The organism is Chitinophaga japonensis (assembly GCF_007830125.1).
Taxonomy (GTDB): Bacteria; Bacteroidota; Bacteroidia; order Chitinophagales; family Chitinophagaceae; genus Chitinophaga; species Chitinophaga japonensis.
The window spans coordinates 548,633-572,061 of the sequence record NZ_VLLG01000004.1 but is presented as its reverse complement, the minus strand read 5'-3'; the positions used below and the strand labels follow the sequence as shown (position 1 = coordinate 572,061).

23 protein-coding genes are annotated in these 23,429 nt (G+C 57.4%); 17 read left to right on the top strand and 6 right to left on the bottom strand.

The window, feature by feature from the left end; all coding sequences use genetic code 11:
• Window positions 1–134: 134 nt before the first annotated feature.
• On the top strand, window positions 135–920 hold the full coding sequence (locus LX66_RS19490) for a hypothetical protein (RefSeq protein WP_145716662.1): 786 nt from the start codon (window positions 135–137) through the stop codon (window positions 918–920).
• Window positions 904–1,521 (top strand): nucleoside/nucleotide kinase family protein, encoded by a 618-nt coding sequence (locus LX66_RS19485; protein WP_145716660.1) that lies wholly within the window; start codon window positions 904–906, stop codon window positions 1,519–1,521. Before LX66_RS19490 ends, LX66_RS19485 begins: the two co-directional genes overlap by 17 nt.
• A gap of 75 nt (window positions 1,522–1,596) precedes the next feature.
• Here LX66_RS19485 and LX66_RS19480 read toward each other — a convergent pair whose 3' ends face one another.
• Window positions 1,597–2,286: a hypothetical protein gene (locus tag LX66_RS19480; RefSeq protein WP_145716658.1), complete on the bottom strand. Its 690-nt coding sequence runs from the start codon at window positions 2,284–2,286 to the stop codon at window positions 1,597–1,599.
• A 147-nt stretch (window positions 2,287–2,433) separates the two neighbouring features.
• On the opposite strand from LX66_RS19480, the gene LX66_RS19475 reads away from it, so the two are divergent.
• The 6 genes from LX66_RS19475 (at window position 2,434) to dinB (ending at window position 7,780) form a co-directional block, all read left to right on the top strand.
• Entirely contained in the window at window positions 2,434–2,640 is a 207-nt protein-coding gene (locus tag LX66_RS19475; RefSeq protein ID WP_145716656.1) for a hypothetical protein, read from the top strand.
• A 193-nt stretch (window positions 2,641–2,833) separates the two neighbouring features.
• On the top strand, window positions 2,834–3,349 hold the full coding sequence (locus LX66_RS19470; RefSeq protein WP_158642683.1) for a Crp/Fnr family transcriptional regulator: 516 nt from the start codon (window positions 2,834–2,836) through the stop codon (window positions 3,347–3,349).
• A 124-nt stretch (window positions 3,350–3,473) separates the two neighbouring features.
• The gene (locus LX66_RS19465) at window positions 3,474–4,049 is read left to right on the top strand and encodes an RNA polymerase sigma factor (protein ID WP_158642682.1); all 576 of its coding nucleotides are present in this window, start codon (window positions 3,474–3,476) and stop codon (window positions 4,047–4,049) included.
• 48 nt (window positions 4,050–4,097) lie between these two features.
• Window positions 4,098–5,270, top strand: coding sequence for a FecR domain-containing protein (locus tag LX66_RS19460; RefSeq protein ID WP_145716650.1), 1,173 nt, complete (start codon window positions 4,098–4,100; stop codon window positions 5,268–5,270).
• A gap of 256 nt (window positions 5,271–5,526) precedes the next feature.
• Window positions 5,527–6,639 (top strand): FecR family protein, encoded by a 1,113-nt coding sequence (locus LX66_RS19455; RefSeq protein WP_145716648.1) that lies wholly within the window; start codon window positions 5,527–5,529, stop codon window positions 6,637–6,639.
• A gap of 40 nt (window positions 6,640–6,679) precedes the next feature.
• Window positions 6,680–7,780, top strand: coding sequence for a DNA polymerase IV (gene dinB / locus LX66_RS19450; protein WP_145716646.1), 1,101 nt, complete (start codon window positions 6,680–6,682; stop codon window positions 7,778–7,780).
• A 112-nt stretch (window positions 7,781–7,892) separates the two neighbouring features.
• On the opposite strand, the gene LX66_RS19445 is transcribed toward dinB, so the two are convergent.
• Window positions 7,893–9,677: an AMP-dependent synthetase/ligase gene (locus LX66_RS19445; RefSeq protein ID WP_145716644.1), complete on the bottom strand. Its 1,785-nt coding sequence runs from the start codon at window positions 9,675–9,677 to the stop codon at window positions 7,893–7,895.
• A gap of 58 nt (window positions 9,678–9,735) precedes the next feature.
• Between LX66_RS19445 and LX66_RS19440 the strand changes: the two genes are divergently transcribed.
• From LX66_RS19440 to LX66_RS19405, 8 genes are all read left to right on the top strand, one after another.
• Window positions 9,736–10,572 carry an aminotransferase class IV gene (locus LX66_RS19440; protein ID WP_145716642.1) on the top strand — a complete coding sequence of 279 codons (837 nt, stop codon included), beginning with the start codon at window positions 9,736–9,738 and terminating at the stop codon, window positions 10,570–10,572.
• Between the two features lie 47 nt (window positions 10,573–10,619).
• Window positions 10,620–11,198, top strand: coding sequence for a TetR/AcrR family transcriptional regulator (locus LX66_RS19435; RefSeq protein WP_145716640.1), 579 nt, complete (start codon window positions 10,620–10,622; stop codon window positions 11,196–11,198).
• 120 nt (window positions 11,199–11,318) lie between these two features.
• The gene (locus LX66_RS19430; protein WP_145716638.1) at window positions 11,319–12,059 is read left to right on the top strand and encodes an SDR family NAD(P)-dependent oxidoreductase; all 741 of its coding nucleotides are present in this window, start codon (window positions 11,319–11,321) and stop codon (window positions 12,057–12,059) included.
• Window positions 12,060–12,065: 6 nt separating this feature from the next.
• Window positions 12,066–13,181, top strand: coding sequence for an MFS transporter (locus tag LX66_RS19425; protein ID WP_145716636.1), 1,116 nt, complete (start codon window positions 12,066–12,068; stop codon window positions 13,179–13,181).
• Between the two features lie 126 nt (window positions 13,182–13,307).
• Window positions 13,308–13,772, top strand: a complete 465-nt coding sequence (locus LX66_RS19420; RefSeq protein ID WP_145716635.1) for a (2Fe-2S)-binding protein — start codon at window positions 13,308–13,310, stop codon at window positions 13,770–13,772.
• Complete coding sequence (locus tag LX66_RS19415) at window positions 13,769–15,916, top strand: xanthine dehydrogenase family protein molybdopterin-binding subunit (protein WP_145716633.1); 2,148 nt, start codon at window positions 13,769–13,771, stop codon at window positions 15,914–15,916. Before LX66_RS19420 ends, LX66_RS19415 begins: the two co-directional genes overlap by 4 nt.
• 24 nt (window positions 15,917–15,940) lie before the next feature.
• Entirely contained in the window at window positions 15,941–17,083 is a 1,143-nt protein-coding gene (locus LX66_RS19410) for an XdhC family protein (protein WP_145716631.1), read from the top strand.
• Between the two features lie 33 nt (window positions 17,084–17,116).
• Complete coding sequence (locus LX66_RS19405) at window positions 17,117–17,695, top strand: nucleotidyltransferase family protein (protein WP_145716629.1); 579 nt, start codon at window positions 17,117–17,119, stop codon at window positions 17,693–17,695.
• A gap of 8 nt (window positions 17,696–17,703) precedes the next feature.
• On the opposite strand, the gene LX66_RS19400 is transcribed toward LX66_RS19405, so the two are convergent.
• Together LX66_RS19400 and LX66_RS19395 are read right to left on the bottom strand one after the other, a co-directional pair.
• Window positions 17,704–19,407 carry a cellulase family glycosylhydrolase gene (locus tag LX66_RS19400; RefSeq protein WP_145716627.1) on the bottom strand — a complete coding sequence of 568 codons (1,704 nt, stop codon included), beginning with the start codon at window positions 19,405–19,407 and terminating at the stop codon, window positions 17,704–17,706.
• 372 nt (window positions 19,408–19,779) lie between these two features.
• The gene (locus LX66_RS19395) at window positions 19,780–20,292 is read right to left on the bottom strand and encodes a YdeI/OmpD-associated family protein (protein ID WP_145716625.1); all 513 of its coding nucleotides are present in this window, start codon (window positions 20,290–20,292) and stop codon (window positions 19,780–19,782) included.
• Between the two features lie 106 nt (window positions 20,293–20,398).
• Between LX66_RS19395 and LX66_RS19390 the strand changes: the two genes are divergently transcribed.
• Window positions 20,399–20,995, top strand: a complete 597-nt coding sequence (locus tag LX66_RS19390; RefSeq protein ID WP_145716623.1) for a cysteine hydrolase family protein — start codon at window positions 20,399–20,401, stop codon at window positions 20,993–20,995.
• Here LX66_RS19390 and LX66_RS19385 read toward each other — a convergent pair.
• On the bottom strand, window positions 20,928–21,992 hold the full coding sequence (locus tag LX66_RS19385) for a hypothetical protein (protein ID WP_145716621.1): 1,065 nt from the start codon (window positions 21,990–21,992) through the stop codon (window positions 20,928–20,930). The two genes, LX66_RS19390 and LX66_RS19385, sit on opposite strands and share 68 nt — an antisense overlap.
• A gap of 33 nt (window positions 21,993–22,025) precedes the next feature.
• Window positions 22,026–23,408, bottom strand: a complete 1,383-nt coding sequence (locus LX66_RS19380) for an aminopeptidase P family protein (RefSeq protein ID WP_145716619.1) — start codon at window positions 23,406–23,408, stop codon at window positions 22,026–22,028.
• Window positions 23,409–23,429: the final 21 nt, after the last annotated feature.

Sequence of the window (23,429 nt, the reverse complement as noted above, 5' to 3'; positions counted from 1 at the left end):
AATTCCCCAAAACCTTGATCTATGTCAAGACGAGCATATGCATATCCTCCCTAATTTGCGCACGCAAACTTCCTCTCACTTTAGTAATCTCAAGATCATTTATTTAAAAACCTTATCAGAACATTGCATGTGTCATGAATTACATCACCCATCTCAATGCTTTCTTTGCAAAGCTCCAAACGGAAACCCGCCTTCGCCCGCACCACATCAGCCTCTACATGGCCCTCTTCGCCTGCTGGAACCAGTACCGCTTCTGCACCGCATTCTTCCTGTCCCGGCAGCGGCTCATGCGCACCAGCGGCATCGGCAGCAAAACCACTTATTTCAAATGCCTGAAAGAGCTGCACCATTACGGCTACATCATCTACCGCCCTGCATTGCACAGGCACCACGGCGCTAAAGTGAGCATGATCACCTGGGGCCCCGGCGCAGCACCGGTACCCGTGCCGCCAGCGCCCGGTCCGGAACCGGACCAGCCACAGGCAGGTATTGTACCGCCCGCAGTCCCGGGAATGGGACAACTACAGCTCAGGATCGGGATGCTGCCCGGTCCGGAACCGGGACAGCATAATAAACAGGATATAAACAAGGGAAACAGGGAGTGTAAAACACCCGCGCATCATCCTCCTGTTTCATCCAGGCAGGAAGCAATGCCCGTATGTACCCCGCCGGACCTGCAGGCCGTACAGGATTTCTTCTGCGCGGCCGGTTTCCCACCGGAAGAAGCGCCGCTCTTCTTCCACCACTACCAGGCCAACGGCTGGAAACAGGCGGGCAAAACGCCCATCACCAACTGGCAGGCCGCGGCCCATAAATGGATCGCTTATACAAAGCACACTAATACAAACCCATATGGACACCACCCAACCAACACGGATATCAACGTACGCCCCGGCAAGAACTATGGAGACCCCTTATGACTACCCCCGCCTGCTCAAAATGGTCGTCCGCCGCGGCCGGCAATTGTATGGCCCGGCCTTTCACATCGCGGAAGAAGACAGCCCCGTGCTGCGCCGGCTGCTCTGCTGGTTCCTGCAGGACGAAGCCGTGGCGAAAGGAGAGGGGATCTGCCTCCATAAAGGCATCCTGCTGGCTGGCCCCGTCGGCTGCGGCAAAAGCGCTATCATGCGCGTGTTTCAAAGCCTTTGCGATAAAGCCCTGCAGTTCGCTATCAAACCCTGCACGGCGGTAGAGCTGGAATTCGCGGCAGAAGGCTACGATGTCATCCACCGCTACGCTCACCGTTCTCTTTACCGCTACGGCTGCCCCCGCGCCGTATGCTTCGATGACCTGGGCTTCGAAAGCAACGTGAATTATTTCGGCAATAACTATAACGTCATGCTCAAAATACTGGCGCACCGCTACGAGCTGCTTGTGGAGCAGGGGCTGGTCACCCACGCTACCACCAACCTGGACAGCGCGGAAATGGAGGCCCGCTATGGCAGCCGCCTCCGCAGCCGCATGCGCCAGATGTTCAACCTCGTAGCCTTTCCCCATACCAGCCGCGATAAAAGGATATAAAAAAAGCCCCTTCATAAAAATGAAGAGGCATCGCTTATCCAACATTGCATGGTATGGGGTTACACAGGTAATGGATTACTCGGCGGCCGCCGGCTGGTCTATTTTTACCAGGGCGGAAGCATTGTACTGGTCAGCGTACAACTGGTAGAACTTCCCGTTCACCTCCTGGTAAAACTTGATGCCCAGCACCAGGAACAGCGGATGTGCGCTGTTGGCCGGCAGGCCCAGGCTCAGGTTGATGGCGGCCTGCTCATCCGCGCCGTATACCAGTTCCGCCGTCTGCGTGTAGTCAGAAACGTAGGTGCGTGCAGCCAGGTCCAGTTCCGAAGCGGCGGCCACCAGTTGGAAATGCGTGGCGCTCAGCGGCGGCGCGATCATCACTACCGGTACAAAGGCCGCAATGTCCACCTGGCACACACCGGTAGCACGGTCAATGCTGGCGGTGTGAGGCGCCAGGAAAGTGGCGCTCAGCGCGGCGTCCTTGTTGAACTCGAAGCCTTGCAACAGTTGCAGGTCGCCCCCCGTCACGGTCCGCTTGCCGCGGTCGTTCACCGTGTCGGATTTGATCACCCTGGACAGCGCGCCGCTCAGGCGGCCGGACATCCGGGCATCCTGGGCGTATTTGAGCAGCGCCCGCAGCGAGTCACGCAGCAACTTGCCCGCCTTGCCGGCCTGGCTGAACTCTTCCATGTTCTCCCGGGTACGCGCATAGCTGGGGTCTGTGAGTATGCGCTTGCTTAATGCCGTGTTTTTTTCTTTTGCCATAAAACAGTTTTTTAAAATGAAAGATGAAATACCAATGGCCGGATCCGGTACTGCAATACTACCAACCGCCGTGACACCCAAAAAATCACACGGCCGTTTTGAGCGCATTTGATCGCTTTTTGTCAGCATTGAGCTAAACTGTATCACATGAAGAAAAACTTACCCAAACGCATGGTCATTTATGCAAAGGATATTGAGAACCTCACGGGTAGAAGCCCGCAGTCCGCCCGCCGCCTCCTGCAACAGGTGCGCCGCTGGTACGGCAAAAAACAGAAAGGATTTATCTCCATCGCAGAATTTTGTGAATATACCGGCCTGCCCGAAGCGGAAGTATCGGAGCACCTGAACGCTTAGCGTGTTTTCCCGGCGTTTTCCCCCCGGCAACCGGGAAGATCTCCCGGTGAGGTCCTGGTAAGATGCCGGTGAATGCCGGATTTACTATATTCGCATCCTTTTATGTAACCCAAATTATCATATCATGCCCCAAGCGATCATTAACTTTTTGGAAACCATTCACCCCCTTCCTGGTGAACTGAAACAAGCTCTCATGGAAAGCATCATTATTGAAAAATTCCCGAAACACCATAAGCTGATAAGGCCGGGACACACCTGCGAGCACGTGTACTTTGTCATCAAAGGCATCCTGAGAGGGTACTGGATGCAGCGCCGCAAAGAGGTTACCGTATGTTTCATCCGCGAGAATGAGACGGCCACCTCCGTAGCCGGCATGTTCAACCAGGCTCCCGGGAAGGGATATGTGGATGTGGTGGAAACCGCCGAACTGGGATACATCCGCCTGGACACGATGTGGGAGCTGAGCCGCCGCTTCCCGGAATTCGGCCAGGTGGTGGAGTATTTTGTGCGGAGGTATAACCGGCAGGTACTGCGCCGTTTCCGGCTCACGGTCATGCGGCCCGCAAAGGAACGCTTCCAGTCCTTCCTGAAAAATTACCCGGGCCTGGTCCACCGGGTGCCTCTCAAATACGTGGCATCCAGCCTGGCGCTCACCCCCGAAACATTGAGCCGCATAAAAGCGGCGTTGCCGCCGCATACCTCCCATTAACATGGGATTCACACGCCTGTTAACGAGTAATTCACATTTCATGCGCCGCAATCAGCCTAATTTTAGGTCGCCTCTGAAACCCTGTTGAGAGGAAGGATTTTCCATGCATCAACCAACTACCACCATGTCAGTGATCAAACAGGACAGCATATTACTCGAGCAGTTGAAAGCCGGTTGCGAACAGGCCTTTGCGGAGTTTTACGCCAAGTACCGGAAATACCTCATGGTAGTGGCCGTTTCCCTGTTGAACGATGAAATGGAAGCACAGGACCTCGTGCAGGACTTTTTTATCGACTTCTGGCAGAAACAATTGTTCAACAGGATCGATCCCGCTTACCACAAGGGAGAAGGGGAGCTCATGAAAAACTACATCCACCGCATCGTCTACAACCGCTGCATGGACCGCATCAGCCAGCGCAGGTCACAGCAGCAGAAAATAGACGATATGCCCGCTCCGGATATCAGTTGCCCGCCGGAAAACCGCATGGAGGCCATGGAATGGCAGCGCCAGCTCAGCTATACGCTGCAGGCGGCCATCGCCAAAGTGCCGCCGCTCTCCGCACGGGTGTTCGAGCTTTCCTACATCCACCGCAAAAGCCGCCACGAGATCGCCGCACAAATGGGCGTAAGCCCGCACACCGTAAAGAACCAGCTCGTAAGGGCCGTCAGGATACTGCGCGCCCAGCTTAAAAAAGGATAAAGCTGCCCTCCCGGTAGTACACGCCACCACGGAAACCAGTATTACACAATGATGAAGCGTGACCCGCGTCATATACACGAATTAATGACCTCCTGGCTCACCGGCCATATCAGTCAGGCAGAAGCCGATCGCCTCAAACAACTGATAACCGAAGACCCGGCCGTCAAAGCAGCCTGGAAAGATTTCCTGGCGCAGTTCCCGCATGAAGATGTGCAAACGGCCTTCAGCCGTTATGACCACCTGGGCTGGCGGCCCGCGGAAGACATTACCCGGGGGCTGCCGGCACGCCCCAGCCGCTATATAGGATGGAAGCGTACCGCCATAGCCGCTGTCCTCCTGGGCTGCATAGCCGCAGGCTGGTATTTATTCAGCCGCCAAAGCGCGCCCGCTCCGGGTCAACCCATGCAGGCCGCCGGCGATCAGCTCGTCAATGAAAAGAATATCGCCCTGCAACTGGCCAACGGGCAGCTCATCAACCTGTCACAACCAAAGGACAGCATCCTCCTGGAAAATGCCCGGTTGAAGAACGCCAACAGATCCTTGTCCTACACCCTCGCCGGCGAAACCGCTTCCGCTGCGGAAGCCACGGCCCTCAACAGTCTCCGGGTGCCCATCGGTAAGGATTACCGGGTCACCTTGTCAGACGGTACGGAAGTATGGCTCAACTCCGCCACGACCTTGCAGTTCCCCTTCAGGTTCACCGGAAAGGCCCGCGAGATCACTATCACCGGCGAAGCCTACCTCAAAGTGGCCCCGCATGCCGCGCAGCCTTTCCTGGTGCATACCGCCCATGGTACCGTACGGGTGCTGGGCACTGCCTTTAATATCAACGCCTACTATGCGGGCACCGTTAAAGTGGCCCTGGTGGAAGGCGCCGTGCGCTTTACGGCCGGTGGGGGCAATGTGACGATAGAACCGGGCAAACAGGCGGTGTACCAGGTAGATAAGGGCATTCGGTTGCAGCCCTATGATGCGGACGAAGTGCTGGCCTGGCGCCAGGGCAAATATTATTTCTCCGATGCCTCCCTGGATGAGATCATGAGCGTGCTGCCCCGCTGGTACGGCATCACCGTGGTGATAGACAATCCCCGCCTGGGCGGCGAGCGCTTTGCAGGCGTCATGGACCGCAACAAGCCCGTGACCGTGTTCCTGGATAACCTGGTCCAGACCATGAAGATCTCCTACTATTTTGATAAAGAAGAAGTGCTGCATTTACGCTAGCATGTTTATCGATTTATTTTTCACCAATAAATGTGTTCTCGTAGGTCGTTGTCCAACGGCCTTTTTTTTTATGTCCCGGCTGACGATAATGATGTTAATATGATCTTCCCGGAAAAAAATTGATACCCGGTAGTACATGACGCGCAATTGCGCCGTATAAGGAATGAATTTATGTAGGTAGCACACATCTCCCCGCATTACTATCCATTATCCTTTTTGGAATCCCTATTACAGGAAAAACACCAAAAATGATCTTATGAAATTAGACCTGGACGAGTTTTTAATACTCCTGCTCCGGCAATTGGAAGGTTATACCAACTGGACGGAAGACAGGCACATAGAACGGATTTTACGCGCCCATCCTGAAGCCTGCAGGCTTCAGGAAGATATGCTGGAAACGTTCCCTCAGCAACCATTTTCGGACAACAGGCAGGCCGCTTCGCCCCGGCCTGCCCTTGGGCCGGCCCGGGTACGGCGCCTGCGCAACATCGCCGCGGCATTACTGGTATTTGTGATCACCGGCGCAAGCCTCTTCTTTTTCTCCTCCCGCGGGGAGCAACTGTACGCCAGCACGGCCCCCGCCCCGGAGGTGACCCTGCAAATAGCCGGTGGCGAGGCCATTCGCCTGGGTGATACCAACCGCACCATCCCCGTAAAAGACGCCCTGCTCAGCACCCACAGCGAGATGCTCCGCTTTACGGCGAAAACAGCAGGTGATCCGGCACGCTACAATACCCTGCTGGTACCGGCCACCCGCCTGTACAGCATCACCCTGGCAGACGGTACGGTGGTGCACATGAATGCCGGCTCCGCACTGCGCTTTCCCTTTGCCTTCAATAGCCGCCGCCGGGAAGTGTACGTGGAAGGGGAGGCCTTCTTTTCCGTAGCGCCCGATGCCGGGCGGCCCTTCATCGTGCACACCCCGCAGGGGGATGTCACCGTACTGGGCACCGCTTTTAACATCAGCACCTATGGGAACCGTTTCATGCTTTCCCTGGTGTCCGGCTCCGTGGCCATCGCCGGCCGCAAGGGCGCCCAGGCAGTACTGAAGCCCTGCAGGGCGGCCATCATGGACAGCGGCGGCCTGCTGCGCGAAACGGATTTTGAAAGCGAACAGGTGCTGGGCTGGCTCCGCGGCCAATACCGCTTCCGCCAGCAATCCCTCCGCGAAGTATGCAACGTGGCCGAGCGCTGGTACGGCGTTGCCATCCGCCTGGACAATAAAGAGCTGGGACAACTGAAATACTCCGGTATCCTCAGCAAAAAGGAGCCGCTTGACATCTTCCTGGATAAGCTCCGGAGTAACGGTGAAGTATATGGTTATTATTACGATACGGATGGCGCGATTGTCCTGAAGACGCACCGGTAGCACTTCCGCACATTAGTTATATTTGCGTAGCGCTGCTTGCATGGAAAAAGAACAGACTACGCCACTTCGCAAGATCATCCACATCGATATGGATGCCTTTTACGCTTCCATAGAGCAAAGGGACCACCCGGAGTACCGGGGCAGGCCCATCGTGGTGGGCGGTGGTCCCGAAGGACGCGGCGGGGTAGTGGCTACGGCCAGCTATGAGGCCCGCAAATTCGGTATCCGTTCCGCCATGCCTTCCAAAAGAGCGCAGCAGCTCTGCCCGGACGCCATCTTTATCCGCCCCCGCTTTGACGCCTACCGCGAAGCCTCCCGTAAGATCCGCGAAATATTCCGCCGCTATACAGACCTTATTGAGCCGCTCTCCCTCGATGAAGCCTACCTGGATGTGACGACGGATAAACAAAACATCGGCTCCGCCATTGAGATCGCCAAACTGATCAAGCAGGCTATCCGTGACGAGCTGCAGCTCACCGCCTCCGCCGGCGTGTCCGTCAACAAGTTTGTGGCCAAGATCGCTTCGGACATGCAGAAACCGGACGGCCTTACCTTTATCGGCCCCTCCGCCGTGGAGTCTTTCATGGAAAAGCTGCCCGTGGAAAAGTTCTTTGGCGTGGGCAAGGTCACCGCAGACAAGATGAAGCGCATGGGGCTCTTCACCGGCGCCGATCTCAAGAAGCTGTCGGAGGCAGACCTGGTGCAGCATTTCGGCAAAACCGGCCGCTTCTACTACCGGATCGTGCGCGGCATAGATGAGCGCCCCGTGGAGCCGCACCGCGAAACCAAATCCCTCAGCGCGGAAGATACCTTTCCCTACGACCTCACCACCCTGGAGGAAATGAACGGGGAACTGGACAAGATCAGCCAGGTAGTGCACGAGCGCCTGCTCAAATACGGCCTGAAAGGACGCACCATCACCCTCAAAATCAAGTACAGCGATTTCCGGCAGATCACGCGCAACCAGTCCTTTCCCTACCCGCTCAACGACCTGCCCACTATCCGGGCCACCGCCAAACAGCTACTGGCCGCCACGGACCCGGAAGATAAAAAGATTCGCCTGCTGGGCGTGGGCCTCTCCAATTTCCATGACCCGCCCCCGCCGCCGCCGGGACACGCAGCGCAACTGGAGCTGTTTTAAATACGGACGGGCCCTGTACCGAAAGTTGATCACGCTGTTAACGGTCAGCTACCAGGCGCTGAAAGCATCCGTCATGAACCCGGTGAAAAGCCTGAAAACGGAATGATGTGCGTTAGGCATACATGCCGGCTATCACGCTGCCATACTTGCGCTCGATCTCCTTTCTTTTAAGGCTCAGCTTTGGCGTCAGCTCCCCGCTGTCTACGCCCCATTCCTGCGGCAGCAGCGCAAATTTTTTTACCTGTTCCACGTGGTTGAACAGGGTATTGCATTCGTCCACCAGCTCCTTGTACAGGGCCTGCACCTCCGGCTGCTCCAGCAGCGCCGCCCGGTCGCCGGTTGCAAGGCCCTGTTTTTGCGCCCAGCCCAGCAGCGCCTTAAAGGCCGGTACGATCAGGGCGCTGGCGAATTTCCGTTCCGCGCCCGTTACCATCGCCTGTTCTATAAAAGGGGACTCCCTGAGCTTGTTCTCAATCGGCAGGGGCGCCACGTATTTGCCGCCGCTGGTTTTAAATATCTCCTTTTTACGGTCGGTGATTTTCAGGTATTTGCCGTCTACCATCGTGCCGATATCGCCCGTATGGTACCAGCCTTCTTCCGTGATCACTTCCGCTGTCAGGTCCGGGCGCTTGTAATAGCCCATCATAATGTTGGGGCCTTTGCACAGGATCTCGCCATCCGCTGCAATGCGCACCTGCACATCCTTCACCAGCGGCCCTACGGTGCCGAACATACGATCCTGTACCTCGTACCGGTTTACGCTGATCACCGGCGAGGTTTCCGTAAGCCCGTAGCCTTCCATAATGGGAATGCCGGCAGCCGTAAATATCCGGATCAGGCGCACCTGGCAGGCGGCTCCGCCGGTCACGATGCACTTTACGCGGTTACCTAGTCCCTGTCGCCATTTGCGGAACACCAGCGCATTGGCCAGTGCGAGTTGCAGCCGGTAGCCCGGTGACAGCGGCCGGTTGATCTCGTAGCGCATGGCCAGCCCATGCGCCCAGAAGAATAGTTGTCGCTTCAGCCCCCGCTGTTCCGCACCCTTTTCCATAATGCGCTCATACACCTTTTCCAGCAGGCGCGGCACCGTGGTGAACAGGTGCGGCCGTACTTCTTTCAGGTTGGCGCCGATGCTGTCCAGGCTTTCTGCATAGTATACGGGAATGCCCCGGAACAGGTACAGGTAGGTCACCATCCGCTCAAAGATGTGGTTCAGCGGCAGGAAGCTCAGCGCCCGCAGCGGTTTGCCCGGCGGGAAACAGGGCAGGCAGGACTGTATGTTGCACAGGATGTTGTAATGCGACAGCATCACGCCTTTAGGCGTGCCCGTAGTGCCGGAAGTATAGATGATGGTAACCAGGTCCTCCTGCCGGATGCCGGCGGCCACCGCATCGGCAGCGGCAATGGCGGCATCGTCCGCTTCGGAAAGCAGTTGCCCCCAGTGTGGCAGGCCCGGCACAAGGTCAAAGGTGTACACGGCCTGCAGGTCAGGCAGCTCCGCCCGGATGCTTTGCACTTTTTCGTACAGCTCCCCGTCATGCACAAACACCAGCTTTACCCGCGCATCCTGCAGGATAAAGGCCAGCTCCTGCAGGTGGATGTTGGGATATACCGGCACCAGCACCGCGCCGCTCCGCTGTACCGCCAGGTCCAGGATGATCCATTCCGGCCGGTTTTTGCAAAGGATGGCGATCTTGTCGCGGCCCTCCGGCGTGCCGTCGCCGCCGCCGATGCCCCGCTGCAGCAGTCCCGCGCTCAGGTGCGCTGTCATGTCTTTTACTTCCTGCGTGGAGTAGCTGCGCCATGCGCCCTGTTCTTTAGCGGCCAGCATGTCCGGCAATGGGGCTCGTGCAAGATGATAGGGGATACAGTCAAAGAGTCGTTTGGGATCAGTCATAATGCGTGGAATGGGTCAGCTACAAGTTATTTAATTTTTCTGAGTAATTTACCGGCACATGAACACTTTCACATACATCAACAACACATTCGTTCCCGCCGCAGCCGCGGCCCTGCAGGTCTCCGACCTGGCCCTGCAGCGCGGTTACGGCATCTTCGACTTTTTCAAGACCCTGGAGGGGCGGCCGGTATTCCTGGAAGAGCACCTGGACCGCTTCTGCACTTCCGCCGCACAGATGCGCCTGCCCCTGCAAAAGAGCCGGGAAGAGCTGAAAGGTATTATAAGGGAACTGCTTCAACGTAATCATTTACCGGCGTCGGGTATACGCCTGACGCTTACCGGCGGTTATTCCCCGGACGGCTACAGCATTACAGCGCCCAACCTGGTCATTACCCAGCAACCCCTGCGCCTGCCCGCCGCGGATGCTTTTGAGCAAGGGCTGCGCCTGCTCAGCTACCCGCACCGCCGCCAGTTGCCGGAAGTAAAGTCCCTCGATTACCTCATGGCTATCTGGCTGCAGCCGCATATCAGGGAGCACCAGGCAGACGATGTGCTGTACCGCCAGCATGGCCTGGTTACCGAATGCCCCCGCGCCAATTTCTTCATCGTCACCGGGGATGATACCGTGATGACGCCCGCCCGCGATACCCTCAAAGGCATTATCCGCAACAAGGTGCTGCAACTTGCCCGCAAACGTTATAAAACGGAGGAGGGCGATGTGACCCTGGCTGCCGCGCAAAAGGCCAAAGAAGCCTTTATTACCAGCACTACCCGGCACATCCTGCCCGTGCTGGCACTGGATGGCCGGCCGGTAGGCGAGGGGAGGCCAGGCCCCGTTACCACCGCTTTGAGCAAAGCCCTGGAGGAGCTGGTAACCGCACACATCCGTGGTTGAATTTATTATTTGGAACAATCGTTCCGGAATTATACCTTTGTATTGTTATGGCACGTAATAAAGCATTTGATCCGGGAGAAAGATTGGAAAAGGCCCGTAACCTGTTCTGGGAAAAAGGGTATCATGCCACCTCCATGCAGGACCTGGTAGAGGCCATGCAGTTGAACCGCGCCAGCATTTACGACACCTACGGCGACAAGCACGCCCTTTTCCTGCAGTGCCTGGCCAATTACGCCACGGACAAGCTGAATGATTATAAAAGGGTTGCTGCCGGCGCCGCATCGCCCATACAGGCGGTGGAATGCGTTATTCGCCGCGCCATGGAAAGGACCCTGCAGGAAGGCATGGCCTGCATGGTGGTAAAGTCCTCCTTTGAGTTGGCGGAAACCGATAAAAAAGTGCATGCCTTCCTGAAAAAGGATGGCGGCCGACTGCAGCGCGTATTTGAGGAGCTGCTGGTAAAGGCGCAGGCGGCCGGGGAGATCAACCCGGACCGGGACCCGGTTATGCTGGCCAACTTTATCGTGTCCAGCTTCAGCGGCCTCTGGCAAACGAACATGATCTCCGGTAATAAAAAACTGGTAAGGCAAATGACGGATTTCCTCATAGAAGCGATCAGGATCTAGCGCTTCTCTTTTTTTATCTTATTCTGGAATGATCATTCCGTAATTACCTACGGAACGGGATCGTTTTTGCTAAAAACGAACCGCCATTACCCAACCGCTAATTTTAAACCCACAATAAATATGAACCGTTTATCAAACAAAGTAGCCCTGGTAACGGGCGGCAGCCGCGGTATCGGCGCGGCCATTGTAAAACGCCTCGCAGCAGAAGGGGCCAGCGTAGCATTCACTTACGTCAGCTCCGCGGACAAAGCACAGGCTGTAGCCCGGGAGGTGGCAGCCGCCGGCGGACGCGCCCTGCCCATTGCGGCAGACAACGCCAACCCGGCCGCCATAGCCGCCGCCGTGGAAAATACCGTCGCCTCCCTGGGCCGTATAGACATACTCGTGAACAGCGCCGGCATCTTCGACGCCAAACCTTTCGATACCCATTCGCTGGAAGAGTATGACCGCATGATGGATGTGAACGTAAAGGCCGTGTTCGTAGCATCACAGGCCGCCGTGCGCCACCTGCCGGAAGGCGGCCGCATTATCACTATCGGCAGCAACCTGGCAGACCGGGTGCCTGGTCCCGGCATGGCCCTCTATTCCATGAGCAAATCCGCCCTCATCGGTCTCACCAAAGGCATGGCCCGCGACCTGGGGGCAAAGCGTATTACCGTGAACCTGGTGCAGCCCGGCTCCACCGATACGGATATGAACCCGGCCGGCGGCGAGCATGCAGACTGGCAGCGCAGCCTGATGGCGATCCCGCAGTTCGGCAGCGCAGACAACATCGCCGCCATGGTGGCCCTGCTGGCCAGCGAGGAAGGCCGTTCCATTACGGGCGCCGCACTCACCATTGATGGAGGAACAAACATATAACAGCGCATGACAAAATACATCGCCGCCTTCGGCATATTCGGCATTATCACCACGGAATTTGGCGTTATCGGGATACTGCCGCAACTGGCCCGTTATTATCATATCAGCATAGAGGCCGCCGGCATGCTCATCAGCATCTTTGCGCTGATCATCGCGCTCTGCGGCCCCTGGGTCACCCTGTTGCTGTCCGGTTTTGACCGCAAAAAGCTCATGCTGCTCACCCTCGCGGTGTTCATTCTTTCCAATGCGCTGTCGGCCGTAGCAGGGGCGTTTCCCCTGCAATTGCTGGCGCGGGCCTTGCCCGCTTTCCTGCACCCGGTGTATTTCGCTACCGCCATAGGCGTGGCCGTTAGTACCGCGGCAAAAGGGGAGGAGCACAGGGCGGTGGCCGTGATCTTTGGCGGGGTAAGCCTGGCTACCGTCATCGGCGTGCCCTTTGCCACCTGGATGGCCAGCCTGTATGGCTGGCAGGCTTCCTTTATCGTCGCGGGCATTGTTAATGTGCTGGCCCTGCTCAGCGTGTGGACAGGCGTACCGCCCATGCCGGTAACGGAAAAGGTATCCTACGGGCAGCAACTGCGTATCTTGACACGGCCTTCTTTCCTGCTCGCCGCACTGTCCGTGGTGCTGCTGCTGGCGGCGATGTTTGCCATGTACAGCTATTTCGCGGATTATATGGAAAAAGTATATGGCCTCAGTGGCGCAGAGGTCAGCACCATGCTGATGCTCTTCGGTGTGGCCGGCGTGGCGGGCAACTGGCTGGCCGGCCGCCTGCTGGGCAAAAGCGTATGGCGGACCCTGCAGGGCTGCCTGCTGGCCCTGGCCCTGGTCTATATACTGCTTTATTTATCTGGCAGCTATTCCGCTTACACCATCGCGCTCATCGCGGTGTGGGGCCTGGTGCACACCGCCTGCTTCGTGGTGTCGCAAACCTGGATACGGGAGGCGGCGCCCGGCGCGGAAGATTTTGCCAACAGCCTGGGCGTGTCCTTCGGCAACCTGGGGCTTACCATCGGCACTACTCTTAGCGGATGGGTGATTGCGCAGGCGGGCATTGCGCAAACGCCCTGGGCCAGCATGGCGTTGGTGCTGGCCGCTTTGTTGGTAGGATGTAGGAAGTAGGAAGTAAGAAATATGACAGCCGTTCATCAAATAAAAGTGCGCGCAGGGAAATAAAATGCTAATTTTCTAAGCGTTTCTATGCATAATCAATGGTGTGATTAGCTAACCTTTCTTAGTAGCAATATTATGGCTGTCTTTAATTTAACCATCAACAACGAGGACTACAAAGTGGATGTAGACCCTCAGATGCCGCTGTTGTGGGTGATCCGCGATTTTGCAGGCCTTACGGGAACCAAGTACGGATGCGGTATTGCGCAATGCGGCGCCTGTACCGTGCACCTGGATGGGAATGCTGTGCGCTCCTGCTCCATACCGGTATCATCCGTAGCGGACCAGAAAGTAGTAACGATCGAAGGCCTCTCAAAGAAAGGGGACCATCCCCTGCAAAAGGCCTGGGAAGAGGCAGACGTGCCGCAATGCGGCTACTGCCAGTCCGGCCAGATCATGAGCGCGGCCGCCCTGCTGAAAGACAAACCGCAGCCCACGGACCAGGACATTGACAACCTGATGTCCGGCAACATCTGCCGCTGCGGCACTTATAACAGGATCAAAAAAGCCATTCACCTGGCAGCAAAAGGAGGTAAGTCATGAGCACATCCACCATCAACAGGAGACATTTCCTCAAGATCGGCATTACCGCCGGCGGAGGACTGGTGCTGGGGCTGGAATGGCTCAGCGCCTGCAATACCGGCGGCAGCAGCGCTACCGAAGCCGTGCTGCACGACCTGAACGCATTCATTAAGATCGGGACCGATGGCCTGGTCACCATTATGTCGCCCAACCCTGAAATAGGACAGGGCGTGAAAACTTCCCTGCCCATGATCGTAGCCGAGGAGCTGGACGTGGACTGGAAGAACGTCAGCATAGAGCAGGCCTGGCTGGATACCGAAAAATATACCCGCCAGGTGGCCGGCGGCAGCGGCTCCGTGCGCAGCAGTTGGGACTCCTTCCGCCAGGCAGGAGCGGCCGGCCGGCAAATGCTGGTGAATGCCGCCGCCGAACAATGGCAGGTAGATCCCGCTACCTGCACTACCGAAGCCGGTATGGTGCACCACAAGGCAAGCGGTAAAAAGATCGGCTATGGCGAGCTGGTGGAAAAAGCAGCCACCATGCCCGCGCCTGCGGAAGTGAAGCTGAAGGAGCCTGCCGCCTTTAAGATCATCGGTACCCGTGTGCCCAACTGCGATACCAAAGCGATTGTCACCGGCAAACAGAAATTCGGCATCGATACCAAACGCGAAGGCATGCTGTATGCCTCCATGGTGCGCCCGCCAGCTTTCGGGCAAAAGCTGAAAAGCTTTGACGATGCGGCCGCCCGCAAGATGCCCGGCGTCAGCAACGTGATCAGCTTCGACAATAAAATAGCCGTGCTGGGCCGCAGCACCTGGGAGGTGATGCACGCTGCCCGTGCTATTAACGCTACCTGGGAAGACGACGGCAACCTGGAAAGTACGGAGGACTATAAAAAGAATTTCGCCAAAGCGCTGACCCGGCAACCCAAAGAGCCCCAGCGCAAGGACGGTAATATCAAAAAGGCTTTTGCCTCCGCAGCCAAAACATTCGAGGCTACTTTTGAATGCCCGTTCATTCCCCATAACACCATGGAGCCGATGAACTTCTTCGCGGATGTGAAAGCGGACAGCGTGGAGCTGTACGGCCCCATTCAATTGCCGGACAGGGCCCGCACCGCCATCGCGGAAAAACTGGGCATTCCCAGGGAAAAGATAAAGGTCGGCATGACCCGTATGGGCGGCGGTTTTGGCCGGCGGCTGATGGTAGACTTCATCGAAGAAGCCGTTACCGTGTCCCAAATGGCCAAAGCGCCCGTGAACGTCATCTGGAGAAGGGAGGACGATATGGGCGGCGGCTACTACCGGCCTATGGCCCTGTACAAATACCGGGCGGCCGTAGATGCCAACAACAAGCTCATTGCCTGGCACCACCACTCCGTAGGTGTGGGCAGAACGGCGCGGGAGAACAACTTCCCCGCCGGGGCGGTGCCCAACCTGCAGGTGGATACGCACGAATACGAATCGCCGGTCACTACCGGTCCCTGGCGGGCGCCCGTGCACAATTTTATTGCCTACGCGGAAGAGTCCTTCCTGGATGATATCGCGCACAACCTGGGCAAAGACCCCGTAGCTTTCCGCCTGGAGCTGCTGGAGCAGGCCAGGAGCCAGCCCGCCGGCAAGGTAGACTACAACCCGGACCGCTATGCTGCCGTGATCAAAAAGGTAGCGGAAATGGCCGGCTGGGGCCAGCCTAAAGCGGCCGGCATCTACCAGGGCATCGGCGCGCATTTTTCCTTCAGCACCTATGTAGCGCAGATCGTGGAGCTGCAGAACGTAAATGGCCAGTTAAAGATCAACAGGATCTACTGCGCCGTGGACTGCGGCACCGTGGTGAACAGGAGCGGGGCGGAAACACAAATAGAAGGCGCTATGATAGATGGGCTGGGCCATGCCATGTACGGGGAACTGACGCTCACCAGGGGCAAGCCGGACCAGGTGAATTATGACCACTACCGCCTGATCCGCATGCAGGAAGCCCCCGAAATAACAATAGCATTTATTGAGAATAATGAAAAGCCCACCGGCCTGGGCGAACCGGGCCTGCCGCCCGTGGCGGCCGCACTGGCCAATGCGGTATTTGCCGCTACCGGCCATCGCTTAAGAGCGCAGCCTTTCGTGAAAAGCGGCGCCGCTTTCTCAATGGAAAGAAAGAGTGAAGTATAAATGAATAATTACTAATCCCGCAGGATGAAAGAGATCAAGGATATCGTGGCCGCATTCGACCGGGCGCAGCAGCAGGGGCAGCAAACCGCGCTGGCGACCGTGGTGGGAGTGGAAGGCTCCGCCTACCGCAGGCCGGGCGCCCGCATGCTGATCACGGAAGACGGCAGCCTCACCGGCGCCATCAGCGGTGGTTGCCTGGAAGGCGATGCCCTGCGCAAAGCGCAGCAGGTAATGTTCCGGCAGCAGTCCATGCTGGTCACCTATGACACAACAGACGAAGACGACGCTAAACTGGGCGTGGGACTGGGCTGTAATGGCATTATTCACATACTGATAGAGCCCATCGTGCCCGGCGCGCCCCATCATCCCATACAGTTGCTGAAGGACTGGCTGCAGCAGCGGCAATCCGCCGTACTGGCCACCCTCTTTTCCCTGGACGACAGGAGAGGCCCGCAACCCGGCACGGCCCTGTTACTGACGGCAAACGGCGCGCGCAGGCACGCCTTTTTTGATAGTGCCGGCTGGCACCAGGCGCTCATTGACGATACGGAGGAAGCCCTCCGTACCGGTATGCCGCTTACCCGGCAGTACGCGCAGTATACGGCTTTTATTGAAGTGCTGCAGGCGCCGGTATCACTGCTGGTCTTCGGCGCGGGCAACGATGCCATTCCTCTCACGGCGCTGGCAGGCGTACTGGGCTGGGAAGCCACTGTGATAGACGGCCGTCCCAACTACGCCAGCCTACAGCGCTTCCCCCTGGCTCACCGGGTACTGGTGGCCAAACCGGAACAGGCCCTGCAGCACCTGCTCATAGACCAGCGCACCGCGGCCGTGCTCATGACGCACAACTATAATTATGACCTGGCCATGCTGCGGCAGTTGCTGCCGTTGCAGTTGCCTTACATCGGGTCATTAGGCCCTAAAAAGAAGCTGGAGCGCATGCTGGAAGAGCTGCGCAGCGAGGGCCCGGATATACCCGCAGAACAGTTGCAGAAAGTGTACGGCCCTACCGGCCTGGACATAGGTGCGGAGGGCGCAGAAGAAATAGCGCTGTCCATTACCGCGGAGATACAGACCGTGCTCACCGCCAGCAGCGGCGCACCCCTGAGGAATAAGAAGGCGCCTATTCACGAAAGCAGGAGGTTGGAAGTAGGAAGTGAGAAATAGCCCGCATTCCTCCTACATCATACATCATACAATATGACAGGCTTGATCTTACTGGCAGCGGGCGCATCCACCCGGCTGGGCGCTCCCAAACAGGATTTGTTATACCAGGGTAAAACCCTGCTGCAGCACGCCATACAGGTGGCGCTCAGCACTAACTGTACTCCCGTGATCGTGGTACAGGGCGCACACGCCCTGGTGATCTCCCCGGAGATCCCGCAGGAACGAGTGACCATTGTAGAGAACCCGGAATGGCAGGAAGGCATGGCCTCTTCCATCCGGGTGGGTGTAACTGCCCTGGAGCAGCGCGCGCCCCTGGCCACCGGTGTAATACTGATGCTCTGTGATCAGCCCCTGGTAGACGCGGAGCACCTCAACAACCTGGTGCAGAAAAAGCTGGAAACCGGTAAAAGCATCGTAGCCAGCTATTACAACAATACCCTGGGGGTGCCCGTGTTATTTGATCAGTCTTTCTTCCCTCATTTACAGGCCTTAAAAGGACAGGAGGGCGCCAAAAAGCTGCTCTACCAGTATGAGCAGGAGGTAGCCGCCGTGCCCTTCCCCCAGGGTAGTGTGGATATTGATACCATGACGGATTACCAGCAACTGGACTGACACCTGCACTACTGCTTCACCACTTTCTCCGTTTTCGCTATGCCATTGTGCACCACCCGCAGCATATAGGCGCCGGGCGGAATATTGCCCGCTTCCAGTGTCCGGGTATAACGGCCGGGCTGCAGCCGCTCCCGCAGTTGCCGGGTCACCAACTTGCCGGACATGTCATACAGTCCCAGGGTGGTAATGCCGGCTGTTTTCAGCGTAAAGGCCACCCGCAGGCTGCCCGGGAAGGGGTTGGGGTATACCTGCAGCACCAGTTCCTCCTGCGCTGCTTTGGCGTTGCCAGTCAATACTGCGGCAGGGGAGGGCGCGCCGCTGCCGGTGCTTACCTGCACTTCCGTAAAGCTGTTCCAGTCATTCACGGAATTGCCATGCCCTACAATGCGCACATACCTGCCGCTGCGGGGTGTAAAATGGAAACTTTGCAGGGCCAGGGTGCTGCCGCTGCTTTGCAGGTTGCCGGCGGCCGTGGTCCAGGCGCTGCCGTCGGTGCTGGTCAGCACGTCAAAGGTGGCCGTGCGCGTATTGCCCTGGTAAAAGGCGATGTTCACGCCGCTGATGCTGGCTGTATTGTTCAGGCAGAACTGTATCCATTGCCCGTCGCCCAGGGCAGACCAGCGGGTGTTCAGGTCATTGTCCAGCACATTGGCCGGCACGTTGCCGTCATCCGCGCTGGCGCTTACCGGGAGGCAGGTGGGTGTGCCGCCGGGAAAATCATCGGCCGGGCTCAGTATGCGTTCCCGTATCCAGGCGCCTGCAGGTTTCAGGCGGCTGGTGGTCCAGGGGCCGCCGGAGCAGGTACCCGTGGTCCATACCGCGCCGGAACGGAAGTCGTCCGAATAGTTCCAGTTGGTCCAACTGATCTTCTTCTGCCGCATCAGGTCAATGTACTGCTGCGACATGTTGAAATTATTCGGCCCGTCGCCGGTATACTCCTGCGTGCCGAACTCTGTAACGAACACGGGTAAACGGTCGGAGGCCCAGTCCAGCATATTGTAGTAGGCCGACTGGTGGGAGGCGGCATAGAAGTGGAACGTGTACATGATGTTCGGGAAGTTCACCGGGTTGTTCAGGATGTCCTGTGCGGTACGCCCGTCAGATACCCCGAAGGAAGACCAGCCATGCGTCCCGATAAGGATCACCGCATCGTTGTCAATGGCGCGGATCACGGGAATGAGCTGGTCCGCGTAGGACTTGATGGAGTTCCAGCTTACCCCGTTGGGCTCGTTGCAGATGTCGTAGATCACGTTGTTCTTGTTCTTGTGGGCATTGGCCACCGCGGTAAAGAAAGTGGTGGCCCGGCCCAGGTTGTAGTTGGGATCGCCGGGGCTGAGCTGGTGCCAGTCTATCAGCGCGTACATGCCGCGCTCCGTGGCCTCTTCCACCAGCCGGTTCACCTGCGCGGTAAAGCCCGCGGGATCAGTCTCGTAGCCGCCTTCCTGCACGTACAGGGATATACGCAGGATGTCTGCGCCCCAGTCGTATGCCAGCGCGTCCAGGGAAGCTTCGGTAAGGCAACTGCCCCAGCCGTACCACTGGATGCCGTGCGTGCTCATGCCCCGCAGTTGAATGGGATTACCATACTGGTTGCATAGTTTCAGGCCGATCACCTGCAGTTGCCCGTTCCGGGCTACGGGTGTTTGTGCAAACGTGGCGCCGGCCGTCAGCAGCAGGCCTAAAAGGATCGTGAGTTTGTGGATGTGTTGCATATAGGTATATTTTGATGAGACGTGGATAGCGGGAGCGTTGATATGGGTACTGATAGCTACCAACGTATAGCCGCAGGCGGTATACACGCAGGATACGATGCGTGGATCATAAGGTTTTTCATGGCAATGCCAGCTTATGTTAAACGGGATTTGCTATACTGCAGATAAAGGCTTCAATATGCGATATTGGCAATGTTTTAGTTTCAGTGTCCGGGCGCTGCAGGGTTTATCAAAACAGTACAATACGAATATATGCAATCGTTTGCAACTAGCCAATAATTTTACCGGGTAATTTCTCTGTAAAACCCCCATTTGTCCGTTTTAGCACCTATTCTTCCCACTTCCTACCTCATACTTCTTACTTCTTACCTCCTACATCCTGCTTCCCTTCTGCGCGCGCACCATTTCCGGGAAGCCCTGCTTCCTGCCCAGCGCTACCACGGCCTGGGTTATACGCTTTTCCCGGGTGGGCTGCGTTTTGGCGCTGTTGATCCATTGCATGAAATAGTTGCGGTGCCCTTTGGTCAGGCTGTTAAAGAAGGAGAGCGCATCCGGGTCGTCGGCCAGGCATTCCATCAGCTCCGGGCAGCTTACCGGTTCGGGGTTGTCGTCTACCGCCAATTGTACCTGCAGCATGGCGCCCTGCCGTTTGCCGATGGCCTTGCGCATGGTGGCGTTCAGCGGCATGATAAAGCTGCCGCCGCCCATAGGCATTAGCGCCACCGCCTGGATGGGATGCTTGTCCAGCTTGCCTTTTACGCGGAAAGATTGTTTGTTGCCCGGCTTCAGCTCCTGTGCCAGGTCGGCCGGTATTTCAATGTAGGTCCAGCCGGTCTTTTCTCCCTGGCTGTCAAACTTGTGTATGGTAGTAGTGAATTTGACCATGACGGCATAAAAATAATAAAATTACCAATGGCCGGATACCGCGCGTTTTTGTCCTTCCGCGCCAGGCGGCAGCAGCCTACCTTTGGGTATCAAAAAACAACAACATATGGAAAAAGGCTTACAGGGCCGGCCGGCCCTACTGCTGGTAGACATGCAAAAAGGTTTTGAAGAAAAGGACTACTATGGGGGAGAGCGCAACAATCCCCGGGCAGAGCAGCAGGCTCAAAAGCTGCTGGCGCACTGGCGCAGCCGGGGGCTGCCGCTGTTCCACATACAGTACAGCTCCCATAACCCCGGTTCTCCTTTGCGGCCGGACCTGCCGGGTTTTGCCTTTAAGGATGAAGTAGCCCCGCTGCCCGGGGAGCCGGTGCTGGTGCGCAGCGTGAACAGCGCGTTCATCGGCACCGACCTGCAGGCCCGCCTGGATGCGCAGGGCATTGACACGGTGGTGGTGACCGGCCTTGCCACGGAGCACTGCGTATCCACCACCACGCGTATGGCGGCCAACCTGGGCTACCGCACCTTTATTATCGCGGATGCCACGGCGGCCTTTAACAAGACCGGCATCAACGGGGAGCATATGAGCGCGGAGCTGGTGCACCAGGTATCCCTGGCTACGCTGCAGGGAGAATTTGCTACGGTGCTGACGACGCAGGAACTTTTAAGCCGGTTGGAGGCGCCGGTACCGGCGCCTGGTAATTGACCAGGTATTGCACCTGCCGGACCCACTTTAGCTGCTGCCTGAATTGATCCATGTCACATACCAGCGCCTTGCGGCTCAGGGTTGCCAGCTCCGCCAGGCTGTTCACGCCGCGGGTGGTTTCCCTTAGTTGCTCCAGGGCCATGCGGCCCATGGCATGCAGGGCATGAATGGTAATGCTGTACGTCTCCTTCCGCCGTTTGAGAAAAGGCAGCCTAGCCAGGAAGTGGTTGAACTGCGCCACGTCCTGCATAAAATGCTGCAGCAGCCGGTCAAAGTTCCGGTACAGGTTCGGCACCGTGTAAATGCCGCTGTGCACATCCTTGTACACGTCAAAAGCATCGTTGGTCAGTTGCAGTAGCCCCGCCATGGGATACAGCATTTCCAGCATGGCCGGGCCGGGATAATGGTCCAGTATGGAGTAAAATAAAAGAATGGAATAGTAGCTTTTCTGGTAGGTCACTTCGTACAGCCTGGCCTCGCTGATGTCCGGCGACAACTGTTGCAGGGAAGCTTTCTGCCAGGTGAACACGCAGTGCAGGTGCGAGATCACCCTTTCGCGGTCCGGGACCAGCTCCAGCAGTTGCAGGTAGGCCTGCCTGGCCGCATGCTCCTCGAAGGTGGCCGGTATATGCTTTTCCGGCGCCAGTGTAAAGGCTTCTATCTGATCCTCGCTCAACAGCTTGTCGTCAAACAGGTCGTCATACAGCGGCCCGAAAACGCTGAGCAGGAGAATGCGGTACTGTTCCTCCCCGCTAAGCTGCCGGCCGCAGAGCTTGTAAAGGCTGTTGCAGATCACGTTCAGCGACAGTTGCCAGTATTTGGTAATGCGCCTGATGCCGCCTTCTGAAAATGATTCCGGCTGCCCGGCCGAAAGCTCGGCCAGCAAAGGCGGCAGGTGTGTCCGGATGTATCGTTCCTGTTTTTTCAGTTGCCATCGCAGCATACCCAGGCAGCGGATGGTCTTGGATAAACCAACAGTAACAGTAGTAGTGCTCATAAAAAAAAGAATGTTGATGTGCAGGTGCGCACACTATCTCAACGCTTCTATCCCCGCCGCCGTTTTGTACAACGGTTTTCCCAGCAGGCGGCTGCCGTTTTCCGTGATCAGGAAATCCTCTTCTATGCGGATACCGCCGAAGTTTTTAAAAGCCTGTACCTTGTCGTAGTTTATAAAATCCGTGAACTTCCCGGCGGCCTGCCATTCATCTATCAGCTCGGGAATGAAGTATAATCCCGGCTCCACGGTCAGCACAAAGCCCGGTTCCAGCGCGCGCCCCAGCCGCAGGGATTTGAGGCCGAACGCGGTGCTTTTCTGCAGGTCCTCCGTATAGCCTACATAGGCTTCGCCCAGGTCTTCCATATCATGCACATCCAGCCCCATCATGTGCCCCAGCCCGCACTGGAAGAACAGGGCATGCGCTCCCTGGGCTACCGCTTCCTTTACATCTCCTTTCATCAGGCCGATGTCGCGCAGGCCTTCCGCCAGTTGCTCGCAGGCCAGCAGGTGCACGTCCCGGAACAGGATGCCCGGGCGCAGGGCGTCGATGGCCCGTTGCTGCGCGGCCGCCACAATTTCGTACACGGTCTTTTGCAGGGGGGTAAAGGCGCCGTCCACCGGGAAGGTGCGCGTGAGGTCGCCGGCATAATGCATATCCGTTTCCGCGCCGCAGTCGCAAAGCACCATCTGCCCGGACTGCAATACGGTTTGCTGGTAATGGTTGTGCAGTATCTGCCCGTTCACCGTCAGGATGATCGGGAAAGAAAGGTTGCCGCCGGCGCTGACCGCCACGCCCTGTACCCGGCCGGCGATCTCCGTTTCCGTCATGCCTTCCCGTGCGCTGCGGATCGCCTCCAGTTGCATGTCCACGGTAATGCCTACTGCTTTTTCTATCTCCGCCACTTCCAGGTCGGACTTGATGGAGCGCTGCGCTACAATGGCTTTGATCAGCGGCACGGAGGCGCGGCTTTTCAGCGCGGCGTAGGGAATGTCCAGCCAGTCGCTCAGCTTTTGCGCATTGTCCGCCCGGTAGGGAGGCAGGAAATGAATGGTTTGCCCGGCCGCGCGCGCCTGTTGCAACAGGGTGTCCAGGTCAGACAGGGGCTGTACGGTGTGAATGCCGCTTTTGGCCGCCTGCTCGCGGATGGTTTCCCGGGGACCGGTCCAGATAATGTCGTCCATCGTCAGCTCGTTGCCGAACACGATCTCCCGGTCTTTGTCAATATCGATTACCGCCGCCAGCGAGGGCCGGTCAATACCGATGAAATATAAAAAGGAGCTGTCCTGCCGGAAGTGATACAGGTTGTCCTTGTAGTTCATGCTGCTCTCTTCGTTGGCGAGTAATAAGATAAGGCCTTGTTTTACAGCAGCCTTGAGTTGTTGTCTCCTGGCCGCATAGATTTCCTGGTTGAACATAGTGGGGGTGAAGCTAAGAAA

Excerpts from the sequence above, each read along its gene's own strand:
- LX66_RS19490 (WP_145716662.1), top strand. The coding sequence starts at position 135 with ATGAATTACATCACCCATCTCAATGCTTTCTTTGCAAAGCTCCAAACG.
- LX66_RS19485 (WP_145716660.1), top strand. The coding sequence starts at position 904 with ATGGAGACCCCTTATGACTACCCCCGCCTGCTCAAAATGGTCGTCCGC.
- LX66_RS19480 (WP_145716658.1), bottom strand. The coding sequence starts at position 2,286 with ATGGCAAAAGAAAAAAACACGGCATTAAGCAAGCGCATACTCACAGAC.
- LX66_RS19475 (WP_145716656.1), top strand. The coding sequence starts at position 2,434 with ATGAAGAAAAACTTACCCAAACGCATGGTCATTTATGCAAAGGATATT.
- LX66_RS19470 (WP_158642683.1), top strand. The coding sequence starts at position 2,834 with ATGGAAAGCATCATTATTGAAAAATTCCCGAAACACCATAAGCTGATA.
- LX66_RS19465 (WP_158642682.1), top strand. The coding sequence starts at position 3,474 with ATGTCAGTGATCAAACAGGACAGCATATTACTCGAGCAGTTGAAAGCC.
- LX66_RS19460 (WP_145716650.1), top strand. The coding sequence starts at position 4,098 with ATGATGAAGCGTGACCCGCGTCATATACACGAATTAATGACCTCCTGG.
- LX66_RS19455 (WP_145716648.1), top strand. The coding sequence starts at position 5,527 with ATGAAATTAGACCTGGACGAGTTTTTAATACTCCTGCTCCGGCAATTG.
- dinB (WP_145716646.1), top strand. The coding sequence starts at position 6,680 with ATGGAAAAAGAACAGACTACGCCACTTCGCAAGATCATCCACATCGAT.
- LX66_RS19445 (WP_145716644.1), bottom strand. The coding sequence starts at position 9,677 with ATGACTGATCCCAAACGACTCTTTGACTGTATCCCCTATCATCTTGCA.
- LX66_RS19440 (WP_145716642.1), top strand. The coding sequence starts at position 9,736 with ATGAACACTTTCACATACATCAACAACACATTCGTTCCCGCCGCAGCC.
- LX66_RS19435 (WP_145716640.1), top strand. The coding sequence starts at position 10,620 with ATGGCACGTAATAAAGCATTTGATCCGGGAGAAAGATTGGAAAAGGCC.
- LX66_RS19430 (WP_145716638.1), top strand. The coding sequence starts at position 11,319 with ATGAACCGTTTATCAAACAAAGTAGCCCTGGTAACGGGCGGCAGCCGC.
- LX66_RS19425 (WP_145716636.1), top strand. The coding sequence starts at position 12,066 with ATGACAAAATACATCGCCGCCTTCGGCATATTCGGCATTATCACCACG.
- LX66_RS19420 (WP_145716635.1), top strand. The coding sequence starts at position 13,308 with ATGGCTGTCTTTAATTTAACCATCAACAACGAGGACTACAAAGTGGAT.
- LX66_RS19415 (WP_145716633.1), top strand. The coding sequence starts at position 13,769 with ATGAGCACATCCACCATCAACAGGAGACATTTCCTCAAGATCGGCATT.
- LX66_RS19410 (WP_145716631.1), top strand. The coding sequence starts at position 15,941 with ATGAAAGAGATCAAGGATATCGTGGCCGCATTCGACCGGGCGCAGCAG.
- LX66_RS19405 (WP_145716629.1), top strand. The coding sequence starts at position 17,117 with ATGACAGGCTTGATCTTACTGGCAGCGGGCGCATCCACCCGGCTGGGC.
- LX66_RS19400 (WP_145716627.1), bottom strand. The coding sequence starts at position 19,407 with ATGCAACACATCCACAAACTCACGATCCTTTTAGGCCTGCTGCTGACG.
- LX66_RS19395 (WP_145716625.1), bottom strand. The coding sequence starts at position 20,292 with ATGGTCAAATTCACTACTACCATACACAAGTTTGACAGCCAGGGAGAA.
- LX66_RS19390 (WP_145716623.1), top strand. The coding sequence starts at position 20,399 with ATGGAAAAAGGCTTACAGGGCCGGCCGGCCCTACTGCTGGTAGACATG.
- LX66_RS19385 (WP_145716621.1), bottom strand. The coding sequence starts at position 21,992 with ATGAGCACTACTACTGTTACTGTTGGTTTATCCAAGACCATCCGCTGC.
- LX66_RS19380 (WP_145716619.1), bottom strand. The coding sequence starts at position 23,408 with ATGTTCAACCAGGAAATCTATGCGGCCAGGAGACAACAACTCAAGGCT.